Genomic DNA, 25,377 nt, shown 5'->3' with positions numbered 1-25,377 from the left:
TCACTATATTGGAATGCGGATCGCAGGATCAAATAGTGCCGGCAGGTTTCCTGCCGCCGCGTGCTACCCTGCGGCTTTATTTTGTCAGGAGAGCAGACCTGTGATTCGCTTTGCCATTGTCGGCACCAACTGGATTACCCGTCAGTTTATTGACGCAGCACATGAGAGCGGCAGGTTTACGCTCAGCGCAGTCTATTCACGCAGCCAGCAGCAGGCTGACGCCTTTGCCGCAGATTACGCCTGTCCGCTCACGTTCACCTCACTGGAGGCTCTGGCGGCATGCCAGGATATCGACGCGGTCTATATCGCCAGCCCGAATGCACTGCACTGCGAACAGGCGCTGCTGTTTATGTCTCACGGTAAGCATGTGATCTGCGAGAAACCGCTGGCCTCCACGCTGCGTGAAGCCGAAGCGATGATCGCCTGCGCTCAACAGCATCAGGTTGTGCTGTTTGAAGCCTTTAAAACCGCCAGCCTGCCTAATTTTCTGCAGCTGCAGCGCACCCTGCCGCAGCTGGGCACGCTGCGTAAGGCGCTGTTCAGCTACTGTCAGTACTCTTCCCGTTACCCGCGCTATCTTGCCGGTGAAAACCCGAATACGTTTGACCCGCGCTGGTCCAATGGCTCCATCATGGATATCGGCTATTACTGCCTCGCTGCTGCCGTCACGCTGTGGGGTGCGCCACAGCGCGTCACGGCTGAAGCCACGCTGCTGGCGAGCGGCACAGATGCGCACGGCACCGTGATACTTCACTATGGCGAGTTCGACGTCACTCTGCTGCACTCCAAAGTCAGCAACTCCGCTATTCCGAGCGAAATTCAGGGAGAGGAGGGTTCGCTGCTTATTGAGAAACTGGCAGAGTGCCAGCAGCTGCGGCTACTGCCACGCAGCGGTGTTGAGCAGAATCTGACGCAGCCGCAGCACAGCAATACGATGCGCTATGAAGCAGAGGTGTTTGCCAGTCTGGTGGAAACGCAGCAGACCGCACACCCTGGCCTCGAAATTTCGCGGCTGACAGCAGCGCTGCTGACCACCATCCGCCAGCAGACCGGCGTGATATTTCCCGCCGATCGCCAGGAAGTGTAAATATTGCTAAATATGACTGGTCCTGCATTGCATCGGAGTGCGGCTGCGCTATTTTTTTCTAAGCAAAGGGGAGTAACTTGTCAGCTGATTGATCGTCATTACGATGTGTAGCGCATCCGGTCGTCAGGCAACCCGGAAGTGATTCTGTGTTGTAAGTGAGACCTTGCCGGAAGGCGAGGAGCGCTTGCAGCGTAATGAAAGCGGCTTACGTCTTCTGACGGAGCCGTTTTTTTTAACTTTCGCACAGGACACCATTATGCAATCGATAGGCACACCGTTACTCTGGGGCAGCTTTACCGTTGTTGTGCTGATTATGCTGGCGATCGATCTGCTGCTGCAGGGCCGGCGCGGCGCACAAACTATGTCGTTCAGACAGGCGGCTATCTGGTCGCTGATCTGGGTTTCCGTTTCACTGCTGTTTGCTGCCGCTTTCTGGTGGTATCTCGATACGCACGCCGGGCGCGAGGTTGCCACTACGCAGACGCTCGCTTTCCTGACCGGATACGTGCTGGAAAAAGCGCTGGCGGTGGATAACGTCTTTGTCTGGCTGATGCTGTTCAGCTACTTTGCTATTCCGCCCCAGCTGCAGCGGCGCGTCCTGATTTACGGCGTGCTGGGTGCCATTGTCTTGCGTACCATCATGATCTTTGCCGGCAGCTGGCTGGTCATGCAGTTCAGCTGGATCCTCTATATTTTCGGCGCGTTTCTGCTGTTTACCGGCATTAAGATGGCGCTGGCGCGCGAGGATGACACGGCCGTGGGTGATAAGCCGGTGGTGCGCTGGCTGCGTCAGCATCTGCGCATGACCGATTCGCTGGAGGGTGAGAAATTTTTTATTCGCCGTAACGGCGTACTGTTTGCCACCCCGCTGCTGCTGGTTCTGATTATGGTCGAGCTCAGCGATGTGATTTTTGCTGTCGACAGTATTCCGGCTATTTTTGCGGTAACCACCGATCCCTTTATTGTGCTGACCTCTAACCTGTTTGCCATACTCGGCCTGCGCGCCATGTATTTCCTGCTGTCGAATGTGGCTGAGCGCTTCTCTATGCTGAAATATGGGCTGGCTATCGTGCTGGTGTTTATCGGCATCAAAATGCTCATCGTCGAGTTTTACCACATTCCGGTCGCTGTCTCACTCAGCGTGGTGGGCATTATTCTGGGTGGAACGCTGCTGATCAACGCCTGGGTTAACCGGCGAAATGACCGCCGGCGCATCTCGCCATAATCTTCTGCAGGGGCGTAAATCGCCCCTGCTTTATTTCGTCTCAATGAAACTTTCCCTTTTTTATCTCTGTCACACTTCCTCTGTTTAGCAGATTGAAAAATCGATCCCGCACGCAAAGCCGGAATTATCGCTTTTCTCACCAGCACTTTTCCTTATACTCCGCCGGGCAAACCCTCTGGCGCGGAATAAACGCGCACCACACTCATGACCGATAGTAAAAGATCACGATATGCAAAATAACCTTTCCAGAGTGGCAGGCGTGCTGTTTAAAGGCAGCCTGGTCAAACAAATCATGGTAGGCCTGGTCGCTGGCGTAGCGCTGGCGTGGCTGTCGCGCGATGCCGCATTAGCCGCCGGCCTGCTGGGTGAACTCTTTGTCCGGGCACTGAAAGCCGTCGCGCCGCTGCTGGTTCTGGTGCTGGTCATCGCGTCCATTGCTAACCATCAGCAGGGACAGAAAACCAATATCCGTCCCATCATTATGCTTTATCTGCTCAGCACCCTGTTTGCCGCGATGATCGCGGTGATTTTCAGCCACCTCTTTCCGCAGACGCTGTCACTCGCCGCCGGTAACACGACAATTACGCCGCCTTCCGGGATCACCGAGGTGCTGCATGGCCTGCTGATGAGCATGGTGGCTAATCCGTTCGAAGCGCTGATGAACGCGAACTACATCGGCATTCTGGTCTGGGCGCTGGGCCTTGGCCTTGCATTTCGTCATGCCAGTCCCGGCACCAAAGATTTTTTAAATGACGCCTCACACGCGGCAACCTGGGTCGTACGCTGTGTGATCCGCTGCGCGCCACTGGGCATCTTTGGCCTGGTCGCCTCCATTCTGGCCTCTACCGGCTTTGGGGCGCTGTGGGAATATGGCAGCCTGCTGGTCCTGCTGATTGGCTGCATGCTGTTCATGGCACTGATTGTGAACCCGCTGCTGGTGTATCAGAAAATCCGGCGTAATCCCTATCCACTGGTATTTACCTGCATTCGTGAAAGCGGCGTGACGGCTTTCTTTACCCGCAGCTCGGCCGCCAATATCCCGGTGAACATGGCGCTGGCAAAACGACTCAACCTTGATGAAGACACCTACTCCGTATCAATTCCGCTGGGTGCGACCATCAGCATGGCGGGCGCATCTATTACGATTACCGTACTGACGCTGGCTGCGGTGCATACGCTGGGCATCAATGTCGATGTACCGACAGCGATTCTGCTAAGCCTGGTTGCCACGCTGTGCGCCTGTGGTGCCTCCGGCGTAGCGGGTGGCTCATTGCTGTTAATCCCGGTGGCCTGCAATATGTTCGGCATTCCTAACGACCTGGCCATGCAGGTGGTGGCCGTTGGGTTTATTATCGGTGTGCTGCAGGATTCAGCAGAAACGGCCCTGAACTCCTCAACCGACATTCTGTTTACTGCGGCTGTCTGCCAGGCAGAAGCGGAACGCCAGCCCGGCGCCGCGACCTGACCTCTCCTCTGCGGCGCACACTGTGCGCCGCGCGCTTTCATAGCCGCTGTGCTGCCATCCTTCCCTTCTGCCTCATGTAACAAACTGCTGCCATAAACTGGCAATGTTGCCATATCTGGAAAATACTAAGCGGTGGCGGCGCAACGTTACGCTACATCACACGGCTTCTGCCCGTAACTGCAACTTGTTTGCCGCAGGCCGCCTGATTAAGCCGAACAGCGTAAAAACGGCCACGTTTGTACATTCTGAACCTGCAGACGGGGTCAGATAATCTGCAATAGTGTCAGCTCGTGTAAAGCTCCTTTTACTCCTGGCAGCAAAGGGTAAAACTCCACTACAACGGACATAATGCACTGTCTGAATTGGGAAGTATTTGTTACAGTTATCGCCCTTTTTTTACCATTTGCGACAAGGGCGTCAGAAAGTCGCTGATTTAACACGCATAGCCGCATGGATACGGACCCCTGCTCAGGTGGCATACCCAAAATGTATAACTCACCTCTGCCTGCGCTTTAGCCCCTGATGGGCTCGTTTAACAATGATGTTCGGGAAAGATTGATGGATATTTTGAAAGCACTGCTGCATGCCCTGTGGCAGCAGGATTATGAGATGCTCTCTGACCCCACGCTGGTGTGGGCGATCTACGGCTTACTGTTCATGATCCTGTTTCTTGAAAATGGCCTGCTTCCTGCCGCCTTCCTGCCCGGTGACAGCCTGCTGATCCTTGTCGGCGTGCTGATTGCCAAAGGCACAATGAGTTTTCCCCTGACGCTGCTGGTTCTCACCACAGGTGCCAGCCTCGGCTGCTGGGTAAGTTATATCCAGGGGCGATGGCTGGGTAATACCCCTACCGTACAGAAATGGCTTTCGCACCTGCCGGCACAATACCACCAGCGCGCCCACAGCCTGTTCCATCGTCACGGTCTCTCTGCCCTGTTGATTGGGCGCTTTATTGCGTTTGTACGCACGCTGCTGCCCACCATTGCAGGGTTATCTGGTTTGAGTAATGCGCGCTTTCAGTTCTTTAACTGGATGAGTGGCTTCCTGTGGGTATTGATCCTGACCGTACTTGGCTTTGCACTGGGCAAAACACCGCTGTTTCGCCGTTATGAAGATGAGCTGATGTTTTTTCTGATGATGCTGCCGCTGGCGCTGCTGGTCATCGGCCTGATCGGCTCGCTGGTCGTACTGTGGCGTAAGCGTCAGGCAGGACAAAACGGGAAAGCGCAGTAATGAAAACAGGACGTCTCTTTACCCGACCGCTGCTGCCGTGGCTGTGCGGCGGCCTGCTGCTGCTGCTCGCGGCCGGGGCTGCTCCACTGCTGTGGCAACATGAAACCGTGGTACAAATTCGCGTGGCGCATAGCGGCACCAATCTGCCGGATGGCTTTTATCTTTATCAGCAGCTCTCTGCCCAGGGCGTGCGCATTAAAAGTATTACGCCAGCAGGCGATGCGCTGGTGATCCACTTTGAAGATGAAGAACAGAGCCTGGCGGCGCAGAAGGTATTACGCCGCTTATTACCACAGGGTTTTGTTGTGGCCGCAGGCCCGCAGGCCTCACAGCAACCGCGCGACGCCAATCCCCCGACCTACAGCTAATCCGATCGTCTGACCTGCGGTCAGACGATACTTTTTCTCCGCTATCTCTTCGTCTTTTTTGAATTTTTGCCCCGGCTGACTATGCTTAACGTTAGCACACGCCGACGCGACGCCGGGATACGCTCCTGTCTGGCAGACGGCAGTTCATCAACAATGGAAGGTGTGAACGTGATGAAACAACTTCTTCTGGGTGCCATGCTTATCTCCTGCTCTGGCTCTCTGCTGGCGGCAGAGTCGCTGTGTCAGCAAAAAGAGCGCGATATCCGGCACGAGATTGCAATGGCAAAACAGCATGATAATCAGCGCCGGGTAAACGGACTGGAACGGGCGCTAACAGAAGTTCGCGCCAGCTGCAGCGATCGGCAGCTGAAATCAGCGCACTCAGAGCGTCTGAAGTCGCAGCAGAACAAGGTGGCCGAGCGCGAGCAGGAGCTGCAGAAAGCGCGCGACGACAGGGATGACAAAGACAAAATTGAAAAACGTGAACGCAAGCTGGATGAGGCACGACAGGAGCTGAAAAAGCTTGCTGCAGAGCCTTACTAATCGGACATAAATAATTGAAGTAATGGAGAACTCTCATGGCTAAAGACACCACATCTGAACATCTGCGCGCCGAACTGAAAAATCTGGCCGACACCCTGGAAGAAGTATTAAGCAGCTCTGCAGACAAATCCCGCAGCGAGCTGGATCGCCTGCGTCATAAAGCGCGCGGCGCACTGGAAAGTTCACGCGAGCGTCTGGGCGATTCCGGTGAGCGTATTGCCAAATCCACGCGCGAAGCCGCAGAGAAAGCGGAAGACTATGTGCGTGAGAATCCGTGGCACGGCGTTGGCGTTGGCGCAGCCGTGGGCGTGCTGATTGGCATTCTGATTTCGCGTCGTTGATATGAACGATTCTCAGCAAAGCCACGGCCCGGGCAAAGGGGTCTTTAACATCGGTCAGCGCGTGGTAACTACGCTGGTCAGTATGGTCGAGACGCGTGTCCGGCTGGCCGTTGTTGAGCTGGAAGAAGAGAAAGCCAATCTGATCCAGATGCTGATCATGATTGGCCTGACCATGCTGTTTACGGCATTTGGGCTGATGAGTCTGATGGTGTTGATCATCTGGGCGGTTGACGCGCAATACCGGCTGATGGCGATCGGAGTGACCACAGGCGTACTGTTTTTGCTTGCGCTGATTTTCGGTCTGTGGACGCTGCGTAAATCGCGTCAGTCGACGCTGCTGCGTCATACCCGTAAAGAGCTCGATTCCGATCGTAAACTACTGGAGGAGGACCGCTCATGAGCAGTCGCCATGAACGCGAAGCCCGCATTCATGAACTCCTTAATACGGTTCAGCAGCAGCGGCTCGATTTAAGCGCAGCAGGACGTGACTGGCTGGAAAATACAGCCCGCTATGACCGCGGCTGGCTGACGCTGGTAAGCTGTCGCCGCTATCTGGCGATAGGAAGCAGCGCGCTGGCTATCTGGTCAGTACGCAGCCCTAACCGGCTGTTGCGCCTCGTTAAACGCGGCTTCGGCCTGTGGAGCACCTGGCGTATGATTAAATCATCCATGCCGGGGCGCTAACCGCTCTATAAAAAACCGGACCAGCAGGTCCGGTTTTTTTTCGTCAGAATTCCTGAATAACTTCGACAGTTTATCTTGCTTACAACCCTTTCGCGCCGCGATTATTATCTCTCTCCATCAGCCCGGTGAACGTTTATCTGCGTTGCAGCGGGAAATTAACGGACAGGTTTTCAGCCTGCCACAAAATTACGCTGGAGTAGATGATGAAAAAATTCGAAGATGCAGGACTGTTAGCCGCGCGTGTACTGATGACTATTCTGTTTATTACGGCCGGCTGGGGCAAAATTACCGCTTATGCCGGCACTGAGCAGTATATGCAGGCCATGGGCGTGCCGGGCTTTATGCTGCCGCTGGTGATCCTGCTGGAACTGGGTGGCGGCCTGGCTATTCTGTTTGGTTTCCTGACGCGCTTTACCGCGCTGTTTACCGCAGGCTTTACTCTGCTGACCGCATTTCTGTTTCACAGCAACTTTGCAGAAGGCGTAAACCAGCTGATGTTTATGAAAAACCTCAGCATTGCTGGCGGTTTCCTGGTTCTGGGTCTGGTGGGACCAGGCGCCTGGAGTATTGATCGTCTGATCCGCCAGCGCATGGCGCCCGCCGCCGCCCGTTAAGCGCGCAGGTAGCTTACAGCAGATATACTGAATACAGGGGCAGAGGATCATCCTCGCCCCTTTTTTCTATGGAGGGCATATGGGACAGCTGATTGAGGGTGTCTGGCACGATACCTGGTACGATACAAAGTCAACCGGAGGGCGTTTCAAACGCTCAGAGTCAGCGTGGCGTAACTGGATCACGCCTGATGGCAGCGCCGGCCCTGACGGTAAGTCCGGCTTTGCAGCAGAGCGCGATCGCTACCATCTGTACGTTTCACTTGCCTGCCCGTGGGCGCATCGCACGCTGCTGATGCGCAAGCTTAAAGGGCTGGAAGAGATGATATCGGTTTCCGTGGTTCATCCGCTGATGCTGGAGAACGGCTGGACGTTTGATGACAGCTTTCCGGAGGCAACCGGCGACACGCTGTATCAGCATGAATTTCTCTACCAGCTCTATCTGCATGCCGATCCGCACTATAGCGGCCGCGTGACCGTACCGGTGCTGTGGGACAAGCAGCAGCACACCATTGTCAGCAATGAGTCGGCCGACATTATCCGCATGCTCAACAGCGCATTTGATGCACAGGGCGCACGAGCCGGCGACTACTATCCTGCCGATCTGCGCGATAAGATCGATGAACTTAACGGCTGGATTTACGATACGGTCAATAATGGCGTCTATAAGAGCGGTTTTGCTACCTCTCAGGCCGCTTACGATGAAGCCGTTACCGCCCTGTTTCATTCACTGGCGCGGCTGGAGCAGATCCTGGGACAGCATCGCTATCTCACCGGCGATCGCCTGACTGAAGCCGATCTGCGCCTGTGGACCACGCTGGTACGCTTTGACCCGGTGTATGTTACTCACTTCAAGTGCGACAGGCACCGCATTAGTGACTATCGCAATCTGAATGGCTTTCTGCGCGATATTTACCAGATGCCCGGTATTGCAGAGACGGTGAATCTGCCGCAGATCCGCCATCATTATTACTGCAGCCATAAAACCATCAACCCGAACGGCGTGATTTCACTCGGTCCGGCATTTGACTGGGATGAACCCCACGGCCGCGGTTAATCGGATGTAAAACGGGCGCCATTAATGGCGCCCCTGGCCGCAAACAACCGCGAACCGAATACCTGCATACGAAACGGGCGCCATTAATGGCACCCCTACGCATAACCGTAGGGGGCGCATTCTTGCGCCCCGGGGTGTTTAGATGTAGGGGACGCATTCATGCGTCCCTGGCTGAATCCATGCGCCCCTGGCCGCAGAGAGAAACGGAAATACCTGCACTCGCGGCTCATAAAACAAAAAGCCCCGCCGGGGCGGGGCTTTTCATTTGAAAAGTCGAAACTGACCGATAAGCCGGGTTCTGTCGTGGACAGTCATTCATCTAGGCCAGCAATCGCTCACTGGCTCAAGCAGCCTACCCGGGTTCAGTACGGGCCGTACCATGTGAACCCCTATTTGGCCTTGCTCCGGGTGGAGTTTACCGTGCCACGGACTGTTGCCAGCCGCGCGGTGCGCTCTTACCGCACCCTTTCACCCTTACCTGATCCCGTTTCCGGGCCATCGGCGGTTTGCTCTCTGTTGCACTGGTCGTAGGCTTGCGCCCCCCAGGCGTTACCTGGCACCCTGCCCTGTGGAGCCCGGACTTTCCTCCCCTCTGCCTGTCTCCCCCGAAAGGGACGACGACAAAGCGGCGACTGTCTGGTCAGCTTCGGCGCAGGATAATAGGCGATCTGACCACGTTTGTCACTCTTCTTGCTGCGCCAGCGCATATTTATACAGCGCATTTTTTTTCACGCCGTGGATCTCCGCGGTCAGCGCAGCGGCTTTTTTCAGCGGCAGCTCCGCCTGCAGCAGCGCCAGCGTACGCAACGCCTCGGCTGGCAGCGCCTCCTCATCTGCCTTATGTCCCTCAACAATCAGCACCATCTCGCCCTTGCGCCGGTTCTCATCTTCCCGCACCCAGGCAAGCAGCTCTCCCACCGGCGCGCCATAGATCGACTCCCAGGTTTTGGTCAGCTCGCGCGCCAGTACCACATAGCGCGCTGCGCCCCATACGGCTGCCATATCCTGCAGCGTATCCAGCAGTCGATGGGTCGACTCATAAAACACCAGCGTACGCGGCTCTTCGCTCAGCGCGCGCAGTGCATCGCAGCGCCCTTTGCTTTTCGCAGGGAGAAACCCTTCGTAACAGAATCGATCGGACGGTAATCCCGCCGCGCTTAATGCTGCAATGGCTGCACAGGCGCCAGGCAGCGGCACAACGCGCACGCCCGCCTCGCGGCAGCGACGCACCAGATGGTAGCCCGGATCGTTGATCAGCGGCGTGCCGGCATCGGAGACCAGGGCGATACTCTGCCCCTCCTGTAGCTTCGCCAGCAGCACATCCGCTTTCTGCTGTTCGTTATGATCGTGAAGTGCGAACAGTCGCGCATTGATGGCGAAATGTTGTAGCAACAGCCCGGTATGACGTGTATCTTCCGCTGCAACGAGATCGACGCTCGCCAGCACCGTCAGCGCACGCTGTGTGATATCACCCAGGTTACCGATCGGGGTAGGAACGATATAGAGCGTACTGGCAGAAATCTCTGCCCGATCGAGTTGTTTCATTGTCTCATCCGAATTGCCGATTTAATATTGAGCATCAAGAAAAAAACATCACTGGATACAGTATGCTTCCTTCAAAAGTCGTACGTCGTAAAGCAGGACGCTTTGTACCTGTTCTTCTCGCCGGGCTGATTCTGGCCGCCTGTAGCGGTCAGGGTCCGCAGCAAACCTCTAACGTCAATATTCAGGGGCCCGCAACCGGACGCTCTGACTATTATCTGCAGCAGGCACAGCAAAGCAGCGATGATAGCAAGACCGACTGGCAATTACTTGCCATCCGTGCCCTGTTGAAGGAAGGAAAGTATCCTCAGGCACAAACGCAGCTTGGCCAGCTGCCGCAGCAGCTCTCTGATGTACAGCAGCAGGAGCTGCAGCTGCTGCGCGCGCAGCTGCAGATTGCGCAGCAGAATTACAGCGGCGCTCAGCAGCAGCTCAGCCCGATTAAGGTAGCCGATCTCTCTTCCGATCAGCAGGTACGCTACTACGCACTGCAGATCGCCGCGGCGCAGAACCGGCCATCGCTGGCGCTGCTGCGCGCCTATATCGCGCAGGAACCGCTCTTAAAAGGTGACGAACATCAGAGTAACATCGACGCGACCTGGCAGGCGCTGACCCAGCTGACGCAGGACCAGCTTAACAGCGTTGTCATCAATGCCGATGAAAATACCCTGCAGGGCTGGCTCGATCTGCTCAATACCTGGCACGCTAACAGCCAGGATCCGCAGATGCTGAAGGCGGCCATTAGCGACTGGCAGACGCGCTACCCGCAAAACCCGGCGGCAAAAACGCTGCCAGCGCAGCTCAGCCAGGTCAAAAACTTCAGCCAGGCTTCCACCAGCACCATCGCCCTGCTGCTGCCGCTGAACGGTCAGGCGCAGGTGTTTGCGAATGCGATTCAGAAAGGCTTTAACGATGCAAAAAATGGCGTGCTGAGCGCGGCTGCCCCGGCACAGAGCAGCGCGCCGGAAAGCGCCACTGCCCAGCCTGCGCCGGACGCGACAGCGGATAGCGGAGCGGCCAACAGCGTGGTTAGCCCGGCGGCCGCCAGCATGCCTGCGCAGGAGAACACGCAGCAGCAGCCTGCTGCACCAGCCTCTCAGCCAGCCGCCAGCAGCGCACAGATTAAAGTGTACGATACCAGCAGCCAGCCGATCGCTCAGGTCATGCAGCAGGCGCAGCAGGATGGCGCCACGCTGGTCGTTGGCCCGCTGCTGAAAAATCATGTGGAAGAAGTAGCAAACAGCCAGACCCCGCTCAACGTACTGGCGCTAAACGAGCCGGAACAGATCCAGAACCATCCGAATATCTGCTATTTTGCGCTTTCTCCTGAAGACGAAGCGCGTGATGCAGCGCACCATATCTATGAGCAGGGCAAGCGCCAGCCGCTGCTGCTGCTGCCGCGCAGCAGTTATGGCGACCGGGTCGGAAAAGCGTTTGCAGAAGAGTGGCAGCAGCTGGGTGGTGCCACGGTGCTGCAGCAGCGCTTTGGTGGCGTGGCCGAGCTGAAACAGGGCATTAACAGCGGAGCCGGTATTGCGCTGAGCGGCACGCCGCTGACGGTACAAATGGAGCAGCCGCAAAGCGTGGCCATTGCAGGCCTGACGATCCCGGCGCCGCAGAGTAGCACCCCGGCACCGGCGGCTGACAGCAGTGGCGGTAGCGTGGACGCCGTTTACATCGTCGCCAGCCAGAATGAGCTGCAGCTGATCAAACCGATGATCGCCATGCGCACCAGCAGCCGCAACAGCACGGCGCTTTATGCCAGCTCGCGCAGCGCGCAGGCGGGCGCCGGTCCCGATTTCCGGCTGGAGATGGAAGGCCTGCAGTACAGCGATATTCCGCTGCTCTCCGGCGCTAACCCTGGCCTGATGCAGCAGGCAGCGAAGACGTTTAACAACGACTATTCGCTGGTGCGCCTCTACGCGATGGGCATCGATGCCTGGACGCTGGCAACGCAGTTTAACCAGATGCGGCAGGTAGCCGGCTTTGCCATTGATGGCAACACCGGTAAGCTGAGCGCCGACACGGATTGTGTCATCAACAGGAAGCTGGCATGGAACCAGTATCGCCAGGGACAGGTCGTTCCGGTACAGTAAACCGCCAGCGTATCGGCGCGGAGCATGAACAGCAGGCGCGTCACTATCTGGAGCGCGCCGGGCTGAAGTGGGTCGCCAGTAACGTCCGCTTTCGCGGAGGTGAACTTGACCTGATTATGCGCGACGCCGACTGCTGGGTATTTGTAGAAGTGCGCTACCGGCGCGATGCGCGCTACGGCGGAGCAGCCGCCAGCGTGACGCGTCAGAAACAGCAGAAGCTGCTGCGGGCAGCGGCGCTCTGGCTGCTGACGCGCGGCGGCAGTTTTGAGACGGTCAATTGCCGTTTTGACATCATTGCCATTACCGGGCGCGAACTGACGTGGCTGCCCGCTGCTTTTAATGCCGATGAATAGAACCAGGTGGTCTTGTGCAGGACAGAATTAAAGCGTGTTTTACTGAAAGTATTCAGACGCAGATTGCCGCAGCCGAAGCGCTGCCGGATGCGATCTCCCGCGCCGCGATGACGCTGGTGCAGTCGCTGCTGAATGGTCATAAAATTCTCAGCTGCGGTAACGGTGCCTCAGCGGCCAATGCGCAGCACTTTGCGGCCAGCATGATTAACCGGTTTGAAACCGAGCGTCCCAGCCTGCCGGCGCTGGCGCTGAGCGCAGATAACGTTATGCTCACCGCCATCGGCAACGATCGGCTGCATGATGAGATCTACGCCAAACAGGTACGGGCGCTGGGTCAGGCGGGTGATGTGCTGCTGGCGATCTCAACCCGGGGTAATACCCGTGACATCGTTAAAGCGGTTGAGGCGGCAGTGACGCGCGATATGACTATTGTCGCGCTGACCGGACACGACGGCGGCGAGCTGGCTGGCCTGCTCGGCCCTCACGACGTGGAAATCCGCATTCCCTCTCATCACAGTGCGCGCATTCAGGAGATGCATATGCTGACGCTGAACTGCCTGTGCGACTTGATCGATAACACCCTCTTTCCCCACCAGGAATGACTGAAGGAGCTTACATGAAAGCATTGAACGCTATCGCCCTGCTGTTAACGGCCATGCTGCTGCAGGGCTGCGTGGCAGTGGTTGCCGGCGGTGCCGCTGTTGCCACCAAAACCGCCACTGACCCCCGCACCGTGGGTACGCAGGTTGATGACGGTACGCTGGAGCTGCGCGTCTCTAACGCGCTGGCAAAAGATGAACAGATTAAGAAGCAGGCGCGGGTCATTGTTACCGCTTACCAGGGCAAAGTGCTGCTGACCGGTCAGGCACCGTCTGCCGATCTCGCCAGCCGTGCCAAACAGATCGCTATGGGCGTCGACGGCGCAACAGAGGTCTACAATGAGATCCGCACCGGAGAGAAGGTCAGCCTTGGCACCTCTTCTTCCGACACCTGGATCACGACCAAGATCCGCTCGCAGCTGCTGGGCAGCGATCAGGTCAAATCGTCTAACGTGAAAGTGACGACGGAAAACGGGGAAGTCTTCCTGCTGGGACTGGTCACGCAGGAAGAAGCCACGGCGGCGGCAGATGTTGCCAGCCGGGTCAGCGGCGTGAAGCACGTGACAACCGCCTTTACCATTCTGAAATAATCTTCATTCTTCCTGTGAGGGCGGCGCTGGCCGCCCTTTTTTATGCCGGTAAATCGATCACCAGCGCACGCAGCGGCGTCTCTGCCTGCAGAATAAGCTGCTGCTCATCACGAATAAACGCACCGTCGCCGCACTGCAGCCGCTGCTGATTCGCGCTGCTGCTGCGCACATCCAGCGTGCCGTGAATCGACTGCAGATACGCGCGCGCGCCGCGCAGCTGCACAATCTGCTCCTCTCCCGGCGCTAACGTCACCTGATACACTCTCGCATCCTGACGCAGCTGCAAACTCTGGTCTGCCCCGTCAGGCGAGGCCAGCAGCAGCGGCGATGCGCCATTGAGCGTCATCCGCTGCTGCAGCGGGTTTTCCCGCTCCGGACAGGCGCTCAGCCAGAGCTGCAGGCGCGTCAGCGGCCGATCTTTGCTGAGGTTTATCTCGCTGTAGCTTACGCCCTGCCGCGCAGACAGCAGCATCGCCTCACCTGCCCGTACGGTCAGGCGCTGTCCCTCGCTGTCGCGATACTCCGCCTCACCCTGCAGCACCAGATTCAACACATCAACCTGCGGATAGGTGCGGGGCTGAAAAGCGGCACCCGGCGCCAGCACCTCCTGGTTCAGCACGCGCAGCGCGGCGTATCCCATCAGTTTGGGATCAAAATAGTGGCCAAAAGAGAAGCTATAGCGCGCCTGCAACCAGCCAAAATCAGCCTGGCCACATGCGGACGCGCAGCGGGTTGTCATCATGCTATACCTCCGGTGCACTGCAGGAGACGCTCACTGCAGGCTTAATCGGTTTATGGTAAAAGGCTGGACGGCGGAATGTTAGCCAGTTAATCTGCCTGGCATATTCAAATTTACTGACAGAGAATCAGTATGGCTAAAGAGCGTGCATTAACGTTAGAAGCGTTACGGGTGATGGATGCGATTGACCGGCGCGGCAGCTTTGCCGCCGCGGCAGATGAGCTGGGTCGCGTTCCCTCTGCGCTGAGCTATACCATGCAGAAGCTGGAAGAGGAGCTGGATGTGGTGCTGTTCGATCGCTCCGGTCATCGCACCAAATTCACTAACGTTGGCCGGATGCTGCTGGAGCGCGGTCGCGTCCTGCTGGAGGCCGCAGACAAGCTCACCACCGACGCAGAAGCGCTGGCGCGCGGCTGGGAAACGCAGCTGACTATCGTAGCGGAGGCACTCATCCCCACCGACCTGCTGTTTCCGCTGGTCAGCAAGCTGTCAGAAAAAGCCAACACGCAGATATCTCTGATCACTGAAGTGCTGGCGGGCGCGTGGGAACGTCTGGAGCAGGGCCGGGCGGATATCGTCATCGCACCTGACCTGCACTTCCGCGCCTCCAGCGAAATCAATACCCGCAAGCTTTACACCATTATGAGCGTCTATGTCGCCAGTCCTGACCACCCTATTCATCAGGAGGCAGAGCCGCTTTCGGAAGTCACGCGTGTGAAATATCGCGGCATTGCCGTCGCTGACACGGCGCGTGAACGTCCGGTGCTGACGGTACAGCTGCTGGATAAGCAGCAGCGTCTTACGGTCAGCAGCATGGATGACAAGCGGCGGGCGCTGCTGGCGGGACTGGGCGTTGCCACCATGCCTTATCCGATGGTAGAGAAAGATATTGCCGAGGGCCGGCTGCGCGTGGTCAGCGCTGAGTATACGCGGGAAGTGGATATTATTATGGCCTGGCGTCGCGACAGCATGGGGGAAGCCAAAGCCTGGTGCCTGCGTGAAATTCCGAAGCTGCTGGCTAAGCGCAATCAGGCCTAGTCAGGGGCGGCTCAGGCACTCTATCGCCACGGTTTTAAAATGGTCAAAGTCACGGCACTCCCGCAGGCGCGGCATGGCACGTTCGCGTAAAAAGGTGACAAACAGATCGTAGAGCGCCATCGCCTCTTCATATTCACGTTTGCTGATGGCCAGCAGAAAGATCACGCTGGCGGTCTCATCACCCCAGCTGACGCCATGCGGCGCAATCACGGTATAGACCGCGGTTTTCTGCGCCAGCAGGCCGAGCGCGTGCGGCAACGCAATGCCATCCCCGAGCAGCGTGCTGACAATCGCTTCACGCTCAACCACGGATGGATAAAAGTCTACTGCAACAAAGCCCTGCTCCTGCAGGCGATCGCACAGCAGCTGAAAGAGCGCCTGCTGCGTCAGCGGCTGATCCAGCACCATAAAATGCTGCGCGGAGAAATATTTTTCCAGCATCCACGGTCGGGTGCGATCCACCAGCACCAGTTTGCCAAGCTGCTCCAGCTGAAATCCGGTCGGAAAGGGGGACATCACCACCACCGGCCGGTTCTTTTCATGCAGCCGCACCGTAGAGATAACAAAATCCTCTTCAATCCGCTCGCGCAGCGCGTAGTCGCGCTGTGTCAGCCGGGCGGTGACCACCAGCTGCGGATATTTGCGCAGCAGCAGCGCCTCAATCATCCGCAGCGTTGAGGTTCCGCTATCGCACACCAGCAGTACGCGCGGGTGGCGCTGATAGCCAACGTCATAGTGCCGCTCCAGCCCCACGCCAATATGCAGCACCAGAAAGCCAATCTCATTTTCGCTCAGCGTATAAGGGGTATATTTGCTCCAGCTGCTGACGGCGGCCAGCGTCACATCCCACGCCAGCGGATAGTGCTGTTTGATGTTGCTCAGCAGCGGATTGGGAATATGGATCTGATAGCGCACCCGGGTGATCATCGATTTGATATGGGTAAGCAGATCGGCGCGCAGCTGCTCGTCGTGCTGCAGCTGGTAGGCATAATGCGTATTGATATAACTCAGCAGCCAGCTCACCAGCGCGTCAGCGTCATCTGCATTGATGGTGCTTGGCTCCAGCGCCTGGATCTGACGCGCGGCGATATTGACGCGCAGCCAGTTCTCTTCCGCCCGCGATAAGGCTTTGCCGGTAAGCGGTCGCAGCTGATGCACCAGCGCGTGCGCCGCCTCACGCACCTCTTCGCCTACTTCTTCTGCGCCCGGATCGCTGAGCGGAAAGCCTTCGCTGATGCGGCGTACTGCTACCGCGCAGTAGATCAGCAGGTAGCGCTCGCCCTCATCGCTGAGACGAATAGCGTAACGGCTGAGGCAGTGCTGCAGCAGCGGCTGCAGCTGCATCAGCATATCACTGCGCAGTACTTCAATACTCAGCAGCGGGCTGTCGGGCGTCTCCTGGTCGATCTGCCACAGCAGATCGGTAAGGCAGGTGCGGATAGCCGTCTCGCTGCCAAACAGCTTCATGCCGTAGCGCGGTTTAGTTTCGATATGCAGATGATAGCGCCCCAGCCACTCCCGCACCTCTGCCATATCCCCCTGCAGCGTGGCGCGACTGACAAACCACTCTTCCGAGAGATCTTCCAGCCGCAGTGACCAGGCCGCAGTAAGAAAGCGGCTGAGCAGATAGCGAACCCGCTCCTGCGAGGTGCGCGGCACCCGCAGCGGCGCGCTGCTTTGCTGCTGCAGCGAATCAAAGCGTGCCGCGTCAGCCACCTGCAGCTGATAGCCGGCGCCGCGCGCCAGCACAAACTGTGCGCCGTGCTGCTCCAGCAGCGCGTTCAGCGCCGCAATGTCGGTGCGCACCGTGCGCGTAGAGACCGAGAAACGCCGTGCCAGCTCATCCTGCGGCAGCGTTTCATGCTGCAGTGCGGCAAACAGCTGCGCCAGACGCTGATTAGGAAATCTCACAAAGCCTCACCCGTAACGAAGTTATTGCAGCAGTGCCTTGCACGTTGCCAGAAGCTGGCGCACATCGTCAATGCGCGTCTCACCGCTTGCGCTGTCGATAATTGAGCTGTAAACGTGCGGGATCACTTTACTGACGCCCGCCTCCAGCGCGATCTGCACGATCTCCGCAAAATTATGCAGATCGATACCGCCGGTGGGCTCCAGCCAGAAATCGCGCCGGGCGCACGCCTCTGCGACCGCGCGATACTCCGCCACCGCGCTCAGACCGCCCATCGGAAAAAATTTTACCGAGCTGCCGCCCATGTCCTGCAGCATGGCGATGGCGCTGTCGATCGGCACAATCGCTTCCGCCGCCTGCGAGCTTAGCGGACCGGTTGAGATCTTCACTTTCCCTGGCGTCCCGCTGGGGGAGACCAGGCCATTTACCACCGTCTGCGACTGTCCCAGCAGCGCACGGCTGGTCGCGACTCCGGTAAACACCTGATTGACATGCTGCGGCTGCAGCACCGCTGCCAGTTCGCTCACCATAGCAGACTGACGCGGATCGCCGGCCCCGAGACCGATAGAGAGCGCGTTATCAATCAGCGCGGCGTAATCGCGCATGTCAGCCAGCGCCGCGTCGTGGCTGGCATAATTTTTTGACAGCACGCCAACCAGCACATGCCCTTCTGCTGCCAGCCAGATGTCGCGTGCGTTCTGCTTTGAGCCCGCCAGTACGTTGAGACAGAGACGATCCTGATAAAAATCGGGGGTCAGCTTCATGCGTTGTTCCTTTCTGCCAGCAGCGCGTCAATACGGCTGAAGATAGTCTGCAGCTGCGCGGCAGTAACGCTGCGCACGTCGGCTTCGATAATGCTTTCGTTTGCCTTATAGCCGCGAAAATAGATAGCGATGTCGCCGTTTTTCAGCGCCTGGACGAGATCGCCGGTTGCCCAGCCGGTCAGCGCTTCATCGAAATGGATCTCTGTACGCGCAATATCGCGCCCGGCGCTGTCCCATACCACCCGCGCGGTGACGCCCGGCAGCTGGTTAAGCTGGTCGATAAATGGCGTCATGTGCTGAACCATCTCGCTGCCGCTGGTTTTTGGCTGCGACAGGTAGCGCTCAATGGCCTGCGTCAGGCCCAGGATCCCCTCTTTGCCCACTTTCATCGCACGACCGATGCCGTTGCTCTGCCGTTTTACCCATTCGACACAGCGGCTGCGCCCTACCACCAGTCCGCTGGAGGGACCCTCTATCGCCTTGGCACCGCTGTAGATCACCAGGTCAGCACCCATCTGGTAGTAGCAGCGCAGGTCTTCTTCTGCCGCCGCATCCACAATCAGCGGGATGCCATGCTGCTGCGCGACTTCTGCCGCCTGCGCCACGCTGAGGTGGCTTTTTTGCACGCAATGGTGCGATTTTACGTAGAGCAGCGCTGCCGTAGCCGGCGTGATCGCCGCTGCCAGCTGCGCGGCGGAACACTCGTTGCTGTAGCCCGCTTCCACCAGCCGGCCACCGCCCAGCGCGACCATGGTGCCGACCGGCGCGCCGTAGTTCACGTTGTGCCCTTTAGGCACGACGATCTCATGCGGAACCGTGAGCGGCGCCGCGTGCAGGTTATCCAGCAGCCAGGCGTTATCTTTCACAATGACCCCGGCCACACACTGAGCGATACCCGCCGAGGCGCAGGAGACCACGACGGCGCTTTCTGCCTGCAGCAGTCCGGCAATGTAGTCACCGGTATGGTTCACCAGATCTTTCATTTCAAAGTAGTGGTTCAGGCCATAGCTGACGCTTTCCACCACCTCCGGTGCCGGCGTCGAGACGCCCAGAATAGTCATACGGCCTGACGCGTTGATCACCTGTTTCAGGTGATATTTTTCATAAACTGAAGACATGATGACGCTTTCCCTCTTCGGTCAGATGCCACTGGCCTGCCACTGTCACAGCCACCGGCAAAAAATGGTGCTCTCCCGCCACCTGTTCGCCCTCTGCATCGGTAAACGGACGGGTCTCCTGATTCACACTGAAAATAGTCAGATCGGCATCGCTGCCCGGCGTCAGATCGCCTTTGCCGCTGAGGCGCAGCGCCGCTGCTGCCTGGGTTGTCACGCAGGCGATCACCTGCGGCAGCGTCATGCCCAGCGCAAGAAACTTAGACATCACGTGCGCGAGGCTGTGTACCGGCCCGTGCAGGCGGTTGCGACAGTAGATATCGGAGCTGATGGTATCGGGCAGAATGCCGCGGGCGATCGCCTGTCGCGCCACCGCAAAGCTGAAGCTGGCGCTGCCGTGCCCGATATCGAGCGTGACGCCGCGCGCCAGCGCCTGACTGACCGCCGCTTTCAGCTCACCCTGCGCGGAGAGAATGCGGTTAGGTTTGCCGTTAAAGCAGTGGGTAATGATATCGCCGGCGGTCAGCAGCTCAGCGATCTCCTCCAGCACCGGCGGATCGTTACCGATATGTACCATGAGCGGCAGATCGCCGGCAGCGTGCTGGATCGCTTTGGCGCGGATCAGCGGTGCAATGCCGTTTTCCCCGACCACGCTGCTGCTCATGCGCGCTTTCAGACCAACAATGAAACCGGGATGGCGCGTGACCGCCTGCACCACCGCTGCTTCATCAATCTGACGCATGTCCGCCAGTTCGTTCTGGGTGACTATCCCGGTGCGGGCAACGTTGAGCAGCGCCCTGACGTCGGTGGCGGCGTGGCGCGTCAGCTGCCGGAAGTCATCAATCTGGTCGGCGCCGGTGCTGCCGGCATCCACCACGGTGGTGACGCCCTGCGCAACGCCGACAGCGTCCGCTTCATCGTGGTAGACAGGCGATTTTGCATAGCAGTGTACGTGGCTGTCTATCCAGCCTGCGCTGACGTACCAGCGCCCGGCCAGATCGCGCTCCTGCTGCGCGCTGCCCGTGACGTTGCCGACGACGGCGATTTTGCCGTCATGAAGAGCGATATCCACCAGCTGCTCATCGCACAGTCGTGCGCGGCGCAGAATCAGATCAAACATGGTTACTCCTTACTGCGTTTGCGGCCAGAGGCGCATGAATGCGCTCCCTACATCCTTACCCCAGGGTCGCCATTCATGGCGCCCGCCCTGTTACAGCGAAATCGGGAACATCGCGCCCGGCACCATGGCGCCCGGAATTGCACCGCCGGTAATCGGCTTGTTCCACAGGTAAGCTCGTTTGCGGCCAGGGGCGCATAAATGCGCCCCCTACATCCGCCATTCATGGCGCCCGCCCTGTTACAGCGAAATCGGGAACATCGCGCCCAGCACCATGGCACCCAGAATTGCGCCGCCGGTAATCGGCTTGTTCCACAGGTAAAACAGCAGAGCGCCAGCGAGCGAGCCCAGGCCAATGGGAATGGAGGCTGCCATCGCCGACAGGATAATCAGCGGGCCGAGAAAGCGTCCGGAGGCGTTGCCTGCGCCCATCATCACATCGGCGCCATAGGTGGAATCGCTCTGGTTGATGGTAAATTTGCGCGCCAGAATAATGACGTAACCAATCGCCACCCCGATCACCAGACCGGTTACCAGCGAAGCCGCAAAGTTCGCGACCGGAAACACAATGCCTGCGCCCAGCAGCAGCGCCGGCACGCCCAGCCCGACGCCGGTCTGGATCGCACCGCCGATATCCAGAATACCGACCAGCGAGCCTTCAATGATGCGGGCAAACAGAAAGCTGGCGCCAAACGCGGCGACCGCGCCATAGACGCCGGTCTCCATGCCGGCGCGCAGCATCGACACAAACGCCACTTCGTTAAAGGCGCCGATTCCGTAGAGGTAGTACATATGCGTACCGGCAAATACGCCGGATGAGAGCAGACCGACAAAAATCGGGAAGGACCAGTCGGCATACCAGAAGCCGCGATTTTCATGTTCGTTCATGGATGGCTCCTTATTTGCCGCTCAGGCTGTTGTGGATCATGTCAAGCCAGCCAGGGACGCCGAGCTGGAAAGATTGCAGCAGTTTCATATCGAACCCGCGGAAGAAGCCGCTCAGTACAAACAACAGCACAATCGCCGCCATCATGACTTTCGTCACCCGGTTCCAGCCGCTCTCCTCTACCCCTTTCCCAATCAGGATCCCCAGCACCAGCCCCGGTACGGCATTACCCATAATCAGCTGCGCCAGGCCGCCAAAGATGGTGGCCCAGAAGCCCGATTTTTTGCCGGCGTCGATGGCTGCCAGCCAGAAAATGACCGGCATGACGGTGTTTACCAGCAGGTTAGCCGCCGGCACCAGCACTTTGACTGCCGTCACCTGCAGCGCAGCCGGTACGGCTGAGGCGGTGCTGTTCAGAAAAGCCACGACGATCATGCCGATGATGCCGCACGCTATCGCCATACGCTTCGGGTTATGCAGCGTCTCTGCCACATTGCGATTTTTGACCATCAGCGCCGCAGCACCCCAGTTCGGCAGAATGCGGTGATCCACATCCTGCGTGAAGGAGCCAGCCGCCACAGAGGACGCCCAGGCGTTGAAAAAGAAGCCGAGACCAAAAGAGAAATGGGAAGCGGGGTCGCCTTCACACGAGTTAAGCTCGCCCAGGGTACGAAATGCACCCATGCCCTGTGTGACCGGTGCGTGGAACATGCGCGCTGCGCCGGCTCCCACTCCGACGCCGACCAGCCCGCCGATAATTAACGACTTAAACAAAATGATGAGAAACATAGTGTTGTACCCTTTATTGTCATTGTTGCGCCGGGTAAGCCCTCTCTCCTGGCGGGATAACGACCAGACCAGCGCGTTCAGGGTGTCGCCGTAAATGTCACGCTTTCCATATCGATAACGGTGACGCTGACGCTGATTTCCAGTTCAACGCTGTAGTGATGCCGCTCGCGCGCCAGGAAAAAAAACAGAAATTTTTCCCGCCGGGTACGCACCCTGGCGTGCAGCACCCGCACATCCAGCGGCTCAATGCGCAGCAGCAGCTTCTGGCTGTTGCGCAATACCTGCTGCTGCACGCTGCTGAGCGCATCGGCAAAGGCTTTTGCTTTGGTATCGCCTTTCCCCTGCACGATAACCTGCGTCTCATAGTGCTGTTTCATACGTCAGCTGCCGTGCTTCTTGTTCCAGGCCTGCACCAGCCGTTCGCCCAGCTCCTCTTTGTCCATAAAACCAAAGCCCAGCACGGTTGCCCCTTCGTTGATCGCCGTTACGCCCTCGTCTACCGAGCGCATGCCATGTTTCGCCCGGTAGCCATATTTGTTCTGCGCGGTGATAGCACCCGCGCCGCCGCTGCCGCAGAAAGAGATGCCGAAATCAGCGTTTTCCGCTTTCATCACATCACCCAGCTTCATATCGGCTGCCACGCCCGGCACCACCACCGCGCGTCCACCCGCTTTTTCAATGCCGGCAGCCACTTTCTGGCCTTTACCCAGACGATCGCCAATCACCACTGTCACCATGTTCACTTCCTCTCTGTTTATACGTCGTTACTTTTCGCCACTTCAATATGCACCGAGAGCAGCCAGGCCTCTTCCACCGGCAGATTGCCGAACAGATCGACGATCTGTTGCGCCAGCTGCAGGCTGTCAGGCGGAATATCATCAAACAGCTCCGCTTCTACCTCCGGCAGCGCCTCGCCGCTTAGCGAGCGGCTGGCCATCGCCTGAACGTGCGAATTCAGCATCTGCTGCTGCACCGGTGTGGGGCTAATCTGGTGCGCGGTATAGAGGATCGCGATTTGACTTAATATGCGATCCGCCAGCGCCTGAACGGCTTCTGCGTTCAGCGGGACAGCATCACTCCTCACCCTTCTACTCCTGTTTACGACAGATAATTCGCGTTAAAAAACAAACTACGCGTTCCGTCCGGCCGTGTGGAGACGCACTTTTTCCACCCTGAAACGGAAATGTGGCAACGCGCGGTGCGTCAGATCGCAGACAGCACATATCGCGCATGCCAGCGGCTGGCATGCATCAGGCGTGCGGGAAAGTTATATATTTGCAGAGGAGTGTGCAGGGGAGGATCGGTAAAGCGGGCCAGCACGCAGGCTGGCCCCGAGTATCAGCGGAATTTCTTATGGTTGGTATTGCGGATATCTTCCAGTTTTTTCGCTTCGGCTTTTGCCTCATCCAGCTTGCTGGCCTGAGCGAGCTTGTCGACCACGTCAATCTGCGCAATCAGTGCGTCAAGACCGGCGTGATAATCTTTGATCTGTGCGCTATCCGCCGGCTGCCCTTCCAGCTTGTCCGGCGTGGAATTTTTGGCATCCTGCGCGGCCTGGCGCATTTTACCGAGCGCAGTATGCATCTCCTGCGCGTCATCCGTTTTCTTCACTACGCTCAGGTTCTCTTTCAGCGTATCCATATCCTGTTCAAGATCTGCCGCCAGCACGCTGGCAGAAGAGAACAGTAACGACAGAGACAACATTGCAATTAAATGCTTACGCATGACGTGTTCCTTTTAATTATTATCGGGCAAAAAAAAAGCAGCCTTGCCGGCTGCTTTCTGGAAGCGATGTCGTTATTGTCCGGCGATTTTCATCTCCGGCAGCAGCACCGATCCGCATTGTATATTGCTGCGGGTTTCAATGTCGTTACCGACCGTAACCATATTGCGCCACATCTCTTTAAGGTTTCCTGCAATTGTGACTTCGCTCACAGGATACTGAATTTCGCCGTTTTCAACCCAGAAGCCCGCCGCGCCGCGCGAGTAGTCGCCGGTCATGGCGCTGACGCTCTGACCCATCAGTTCAGTGACAATCAGGCCGCGTCCCATCTGTTTAACGAGGTCATCAAAGCTGTGGCCCTGACCGGCAATGCGCCAGTTATGTATGCCGCCCGCGTGGCCGGTGCTCTGCAGGCCAAGCTTGCGCGCTGAATAGCTGGTCAGCAGCCAGTTCTGCAGCACACCCTCTTTGATAATATCGCGCGCTTCGGTTCGCACGCCTTCACTGTCAAACGGCGTCGAGGCGAGTCCTTTCAGCAGATGCGGCTGCTCCTGAATCGTCAGCCATGAGGGCAGGATCTGCTGGCCCAGCGAGTCGAGCAGAAACGTCGATTTGCGATAGACGCTGCTGCCGCTGATCATACCAACCAGATGACCAAACAATCCGGTGGCGACCTCAGGTGCAAACAGCACCGGTGCTTTCATGGTTGGCAGCTTGCGCGGGGCAAGGCGGGCCAGCACGCGGCGGGCACACTCGTTACCGACCCACTCTGCGCTCTGCAGATCGTCTATCGAGCGGCCGATAGTATAGGCGTAGTCACGCTCCATATCGCCATCCTGCTCGGCAATGACACAGCTCGACAACGAGTGGCGGCTGGAGCAGTAGCTCTGCAGCATGCCGTGACTGTTACCAAACACTTTGATGCCAACGTGGCTGTTGAAGCTGCCACCTTCCGTATTGGTAATGCGCTTGTCCGCCTGCAGCGACGCCTGTTCAGCACGCGCGGCCAGCTCGATGGCGCGATCGGCGTCGATCTCCCACGGATGGTAGAGATCAAGATCGGGTGCATCAAACGCCAGCAGTTCACGCTCTGCCGGTGCAGCATAAGGATCGGGTGAGGTGTAGCGCGCAATGTCGATCGCTGCCTGCACGGTGCTTTTTATGGCATCGGGACTGAGATCGGTCGATGAGGCGCTGCCTTTGCGGTTTTGATGATAGACGGTGATACCAAGCGCACCGTCGCTGTTGAATTCGACGTTTTCCACTTCACCATAGCGCGTGCTGACGCCGATGCCGGTGGTTTTTGTCACCGCAACTTCCGCACCATCGGTGTGGGCTTTAGCCAGTTCCAGCGCCTGGGCGACAGCCTGTTCCAGCGCTTTACGTTGTTCTGCAACCTGAGTAGATACGTTCATCGACCTGCCGTCTAATCTTAAGTGTGAATCTGTTGAGTCTATCAGACTCAGAGAACAATTTCGCAGTCGCCCGATAAACTGGTAGGAT

The 25,377-nt window shown here is 58.0% G+C and carries 29 protein-coding genes and 1 other RNA gene; 16 read left to right on the top strand and 14 right to left on the bottom strand.

Annotated elements, in window-relative coordinates:
* The first annotated feature begins 100 nt into the window (after positions 1-100).
* From FS690_RS09990 to FS690_RS09940, 11 genes are all read left to right on the top strand, one after another.
* Entirely contained in the window at positions 101-1,087 is a 987-nt protein-coding gene (locus FS690_RS09990) for a Gfo/Idh/MocA family protein (RefSeq protein ID WP_039380502.1), read from the top strand.
* A gap of 256 nt (positions 1,088-1,343) precedes the next feature.
* On the top strand, positions 1,344-2,312 hold the full coding sequence (locus FS690_RS09985; RefSeq protein ID WP_039385651.1) for a TerC family protein: 969 nt from the start codon (positions 1,344-1,346) through the stop codon (positions 2,310-2,312).
* Positions 2,313-2,541: 229 nt separating this feature from the next.
* Entirely contained in the window at positions 2,542-3,777 is a 1,236-nt protein-coding gene (gene sstT, locus FS690_RS09980; RefSeq protein WP_039380504.1) for a serine/threonine transporter SstT, read from the top strand.
* 558 nt (positions 3,778-4,335) lie between these two features.
* Positions 4,336-5,010, top strand: a complete 675-nt coding sequence (locus FS690_RS09975; RefSeq protein WP_039380506.1) for a DedA family protein — start codon at positions 4,336-4,338, stop codon at positions 5,008-5,010.
* Positions 5,010-5,378: an EnvZ/OmpR regulon moderator MzrA gene (mzrA, locus tag FS690_RS09970; protein ID WP_094111020.1), complete on the top strand. Its 369-nt coding sequence runs from the start codon at positions 5,010-5,012 to the stop codon at positions 5,376-5,378. Before FS690_RS09975 ends, mzrA begins: the two co-directional genes overlap by 1 nt.
* Before the next feature lie 171 nt (positions 5,379-5,549).
* Positions 5,550-5,921, top strand: a complete 372-nt coding sequence (locus FS690_RS09965; RefSeq protein ID WP_139239686.1) for a DUF1090 domain-containing protein — start codon at positions 5,550-5,552, stop codon at positions 5,919-5,921.
* A gap of 35 nt (positions 5,922-5,956) precedes the next feature.
* Positions 5,957-6,262 carry a YqjD family protein gene (locus FS690_RS09960; protein ID WP_039380513.1) on the top strand — a complete coding sequence of 102 codons (306 nt, stop codon included), beginning with the start codon at positions 5,957-5,959 and terminating at the stop codon, positions 6,260-6,262.
* A gap of 1 nt (position 6,263) precedes the next feature.
* Positions 6,264-6,662, top strand: coding sequence for a phage holin family protein (locus FS690_RS09955; RefSeq protein WP_039380515.1), 399 nt, complete (start codon positions 6,264-6,266; stop codon positions 6,660-6,662).
* Complete coding sequence (locus FS690_RS09950; RefSeq protein ID WP_039380518.1) at positions 6,659-6,946, top strand: YqjK-like family protein; 288 nt, start codon at positions 6,659-6,661, stop codon at positions 6,944-6,946. The genes FS690_RS09955 and FS690_RS09950 overlap by 4 nt, the downstream gene beginning before the upstream one ends.
* A 203-nt stretch (positions 6,947-7,149) precedes the next feature.
* On the top strand, positions 7,150-7,560 hold the full coding sequence (locus FS690_RS09945; RefSeq protein ID WP_039380520.1) for a DoxX family protein: 411 nt from the start codon (positions 7,150-7,152) through the stop codon (positions 7,558-7,560).
* 79 nt (positions 7,561-7,639) lie between these two features.
* On the top strand, positions 7,640-8,614 hold the full coding sequence (locus FS690_RS09940; protein ID WP_104085393.1) for a glutathione S-transferase family protein: 975 nt from the start codon (positions 7,640-7,642) through the stop codon (positions 8,612-8,614).
* A 271-nt stretch (positions 8,615-8,885) separates the two neighbouring features.
* On the opposite strand, the gene rnpB is transcribed toward FS690_RS09940, so the two are convergent.
* Together rnpB and rsmI are read right to left on the bottom strand one after the other, a co-directional pair.
* Positions 8,886-9,262: RNase P RNA component class A (gene rnpB, locus FS690_RS09935), an RNA gene on the bottom strand.
* A 33-nt stretch (positions 9,263-9,295) separates the two neighbouring features.
* Complete coding sequence (rsmI, locus tag FS690_RS09930; RefSeq protein ID WP_039380525.1) at positions 9,296-10,159, bottom strand: 16S rRNA (cytidine(1402)-2'-O)-methyltransferase; 864 nt, start codon at positions 10,157-10,159, stop codon at positions 9,296-9,298.
* A 62-nt stretch (positions 10,160-10,221) separates the two neighbouring features.
* Between rsmI and FS690_RS09925 the strand changes: the two genes are divergently transcribed.
* Genes FS690_RS09925 through dolP form a run of 4 tightly spaced genes read left to right on the top strand, consistent with a single transcriptional unit; the run spans position 10,222 to position 13,794 of the window.
* Positions 10,222-12,252, top strand: a complete 2,031-nt coding sequence (locus tag FS690_RS09925) for a penicillin-binding protein activator (protein ID WP_104085392.1) — start codon at positions 10,222-10,224, stop codon at positions 12,250-12,252.
* Complete coding sequence (locus FS690_RS09920; protein WP_071669191.1) at positions 12,210-12,605, top strand: YraN family protein; 396 nt, start codon at positions 12,210-12,212, stop codon at positions 12,603-12,605. Before FS690_RS09925 ends, FS690_RS09920 begins: the two co-directional genes overlap by 43 nt.
* Before the next feature lie 14 nt (positions 12,606-12,619).
* The gene (gene diaA / locus FS690_RS09915) at positions 12,620-13,207 is read left to right on the top strand and encodes a DnaA initiator-associating protein DiaA (RefSeq protein ID WP_039380533.1); all 588 of its coding nucleotides are present in this window, start codon (positions 12,620-12,622) and stop codon (positions 13,205-13,207) included.
* A 14-nt stretch (positions 13,208-13,221) separates the two neighbouring features.
* Positions 13,222-13,794, top strand: coding sequence for a division/outer membrane stress-associated lipid-binding lipoprotein (gene dolP, locus FS690_RS09910; protein ID WP_039380536.1), 573 nt, complete (start codon positions 13,222-13,224; stop codon positions 13,792-13,794).
* Between the two features lie 40 nt (positions 13,795-13,834).
* Here dolP and FS690_RS09905 read toward each other — a convergent pair whose 3' ends face one another.
* Positions 13,835-14,536 (bottom strand): pirin family protein, encoded by a 702-nt coding sequence (locus FS690_RS09905; RefSeq protein ID WP_094111023.1) that lies wholly within the window; start codon positions 14,534-14,536, stop codon positions 13,835-13,837.
* Positions 14,537-14,665: 129 nt separating this feature from the next.
* Here FS690_RS09905 and FS690_RS09900 point away from each other — a divergent pair, with 129 nt between their 5' ends.
* Complete coding sequence (locus FS690_RS09900; RefSeq protein WP_039380543.1) at positions 14,666-15,571, top strand: LysR family transcriptional regulator; 906 nt, start codon at positions 14,666-14,668, stop codon at positions 15,569-15,571.
* Here FS690_RS09900 and FS690_RS09895 read toward each other — a convergent pair whose 3' ends face one another.
* The 11 genes from FS690_RS09895 to pmbA all read right to left on the bottom strand — a co-directional run bounded on the left by FS690_RS09895 (position 15,572) and on the right by pmbA (position 25,289).
* Positions 15,572-17,482 carry a transcription antiterminator gene (locus tag FS690_RS09895; RefSeq protein WP_145339523.1) on the bottom strand — a complete coding sequence of 637 codons (1,911 nt, stop codon included), beginning with the start codon at positions 17,480-17,482 and terminating at the stop codon, positions 15,572-15,574.
* A gap of 21 nt (positions 17,483-17,503) precedes the next feature.
* Positions 17,504-18,244, bottom strand: a complete 741-nt coding sequence (locus tag FS690_RS09890) for a KDGP aldolase family protein (protein ID WP_104085390.1) — start codon at positions 18,242-18,244, stop codon at positions 17,504-17,506.
* A complete protein-coding gene (locus FS690_RS09885) occupies positions 18,241-19,362 on the bottom strand; it encodes a DgaE family pyridoxal phosphate-dependent ammonia lyase (RefSeq protein WP_039380551.1) in 1,122 nt (373 codons plus the stop codon). Before FS690_RS09885 ends, FS690_RS09890 begins: the two co-directional genes overlap by 4 nt.
* Positions 19,346-20,479: an amidohydrolase/deacetylase family metallohydrolase gene (locus FS690_RS09880; protein ID WP_145339521.1), complete on the bottom strand. Its 1,134-nt coding sequence runs from the start codon at positions 20,477-20,479 to the stop codon at positions 19,346-19,348. The genes FS690_RS09885 and FS690_RS09880 overlap by 17 nt, the downstream gene beginning before the upstream one ends.
* Positions 20,480-20,716: 237 nt before the next feature.
* Positions 20,717-21,364: a DUF4310 family protein gene (locus FS690_RS09875; protein ID WP_039380556.1), complete on the bottom strand. Its 648-nt coding sequence runs from the start codon at positions 21,362-21,364 to the stop codon at positions 20,717-20,719.
* 10 nt (positions 21,365-21,374) lie between these two features.
* The gene (locus tag FS690_RS09870; RefSeq protein ID WP_071669187.1) at positions 21,375-22,151 is read right to left on the bottom strand and encodes a DUF4311 domain-containing protein; all 777 of its coding nucleotides are present in this window, start codon (positions 22,149-22,151) and stop codon (positions 21,375-21,377) included.
* Positions 22,152-22,228: 77 nt separating this feature from the next.
* Entirely contained in the window at positions 22,229-22,528 is a 300-nt protein-coding gene (locus tag FS690_RS09865) for a DUF4312 family protein (protein ID WP_071669186.1), read from the bottom strand.
* 3 nt (positions 22,529-22,531) lie between these two features.
* Positions 22,532-22,888, bottom strand: coding sequence for an SFCGS family glycine-rich protein (locus FS690_RS09860; RefSeq protein WP_039380562.1), 357 nt, complete (start codon positions 22,886-22,888; stop codon positions 22,532-22,534).
* Positions 22,889-22,905: 17 nt separating this feature from the next.
* Positions 22,906-23,235: a glycine dehydrogenase gene (locus FS690_RS09855; protein WP_145339519.1), complete on the bottom strand. Its 330-nt coding sequence runs from the start codon at positions 23,233-23,235 to the stop codon at positions 22,906-22,908.
* Between the two features lie 254 nt (positions 23,236-23,489).
* Positions 23,490-23,876, bottom strand: coding sequence for a cytochrome b562 (gene cybC / locus FS690_RS09850; RefSeq protein ID WP_071669184.1), 387 nt, complete (start codon positions 23,874-23,876; stop codon positions 23,490-23,492).
* A gap of 72 nt (positions 23,877-23,948) precedes the next feature.
* The gene (gene pmbA / locus FS690_RS09845) at positions 23,949-25,289 is read right to left on the bottom strand and encodes a metalloprotease PmbA (RefSeq protein WP_094111026.1); all 1,341 of its coding nucleotides are present in this window, start codon (positions 25,287-25,289) and stop codon (positions 23,949-23,951) included.
* Positions 25,290-25,377 lie beyond the last annotated feature (88 nt).

This window comes from Pantoea sp. PSNIH1 (assembly GCF_007680655.1).
Classification (GTDB): domain Bacteria; phylum Pseudomonadota; class Gammaproteobacteria; order Enterobacterales; family Enterobacteriaceae; genus Pantoea; species Pantoea eucrina.
Note: the sequence above shows the minus strand (reverse complement) of the source record. Positions and strands in the feature narration are given on the sequence as shown.

Excerpts from the sequence above, each read along its gene's own strand:
- FS690_RS09985 (WP_039385651.1), top strand. The coding sequence starts at position 1,344 with ATGCAATCGATAGGCACACCGTTACTCTGGGGCAGCTTTACCGTTGTT.
- sstT (WP_039380504.1), top strand. The coding sequence starts at position 2,542 with ATGCAAAATAACCTTTCCAGAGTGGCAGGCGTGCTGTTTAAAGGCAGC.
- FS690_RS09975 (WP_039380506.1), top strand. The coding sequence starts at position 4,336 with ATGGATATTTTGAAAGCACTGCTGCATGCCCTGTGGCAGCAGGATTAT.
- mzrA (WP_094111020.1), top strand. The coding sequence starts at position 5,010 with ATGAAAACAGGACGTCTCTTTACCCGACCGCTGCTGCCGTGGCTGTGC.
- FS690_RS09965 (WP_139239686.1), top strand. The coding sequence starts at position 5,550 with ATGAAACAACTTCTTCTGGGTGCCATGCTTATCTCCTGCTCTGGCTCT.
- FS690_RS09960 (WP_039380513.1), top strand. The coding sequence starts at position 5,957 with ATGGCTAAAGACACCACATCTGAACATCTGCGCGCCGAACTGAAAAAT.
- FS690_RS09955 (WP_039380515.1), top strand. The coding sequence starts at position 6,264 with ATGAACGATTCTCAGCAAAGCCACGGCCCGGGCAAAGGGGTCTTTAAC.
- FS690_RS09950 (WP_039380518.1), top strand. The coding sequence starts at position 6,659 with ATGAGCAGTCGCCATGAACGCGAAGCCCGCATTCATGAACTCCTTAAT.
- FS690_RS09945 (WP_039380520.1), top strand. The coding sequence starts at position 7,150 with ATGAAAAAATTCGAAGATGCAGGACTGTTAGCCGCGCGTGTACTGATG.
- FS690_RS09940 (WP_104085393.1), top strand. The coding sequence starts at position 7,640 with ATGGGACAGCTGATTGAGGGTGTCTGGCACGATACCTGGTACGATACA.
- rsmI (WP_039380525.1), bottom strand. The coding sequence starts at position 10,159 with ATGAAACAACTCGATCGGGCAGAGATTTCTGCCAGTACGCTCTATATC.
- FS690_RS09925 (WP_104085392.1), top strand. The coding sequence starts at position 10,222 with ATGCTTCCTTCAAAAGTCGTACGTCGTAAAGCAGGACGCTTTGTACCT.
- FS690_RS09920 (WP_071669191.1), top strand. The coding sequence starts at position 12,210 with ATGGAACCAGTATCGCCAGGGACAGGTCGTTCCGGTACAGTAAACCGC.
- dolP (WP_039380536.1), top strand. The coding sequence starts at position 13,222 with ATGAAAGCATTGAACGCTATCGCCCTGCTGTTAACGGCCATGCTGCTG.
- FS690_RS09905 (WP_094111023.1), bottom strand. The coding sequence starts at position 14,536 with ATGATGACAACCCGCTGCGCGTCCGCATGTGGCCAGGCTGATTTTGGC.
- FS690_RS09900 (WP_039380543.1), top strand. The coding sequence starts at position 14,666 with ATGGCTAAAGAGCGTGCATTAACGTTAGAAGCGTTACGGGTGATGGAT.
- FS690_RS09890 (WP_104085390.1), bottom strand. The coding sequence starts at position 18,244 with ATGAAGCTGACCCCCGATTTTTATCAGGATCGTCTCTGTCTCAACGTA.
- FS690_RS09885 (WP_039380551.1), bottom strand. The coding sequence starts at position 19,362 with ATGTCTTCAGTTTATGAAAAATATCACCTGAAACAGGTGATCAACGCG.
- FS690_RS09880 (WP_145339521.1), bottom strand. The coding sequence starts at position 20,479 with ATGTTTGATCTGATTCTGCGCCGCGCACGACTGTGCGATGAGCAGCTG.
- FS690_RS09875 (WP_039380556.1), bottom strand. The coding sequence starts at position 21,364 with ATGAACGAACATGAAAATCGCGGCTTCTGGTATGCCGACTGGTCCTTC.
- FS690_RS09870 (WP_071669187.1), bottom strand. The coding sequence starts at position 22,151 with ATGTTTCTCATCATTTTGTTTAAGTCGTTAATTATCGGCGGGCTGGTC.
- FS690_RS09865 (WP_071669186.1), bottom strand. The coding sequence starts at position 22,528 with ATGAAACAGCACTATGAGACGCAGGTTATCGTGCAGGGGAAAGGCGAT.
- FS690_RS09860 (WP_039380562.1), bottom strand. The coding sequence starts at position 22,888 with ATGGTGACAGTGGTGATTGGCGATCGTCTGGGTAAAGGCCAGAAAGTG.
- cybC (WP_071669184.1), bottom strand. The coding sequence starts at position 23,876 with ATGCGTAAGCATTTAATTGCAATGTTGTCTCTGTCGTTACTGTTCTCT.
- pmbA (WP_094111026.1), bottom strand. The coding sequence starts at position 25,289 with ATGAACGTATCTACTCAGGTTGCAGAACAACGTAAAGCGCTGGAACAG.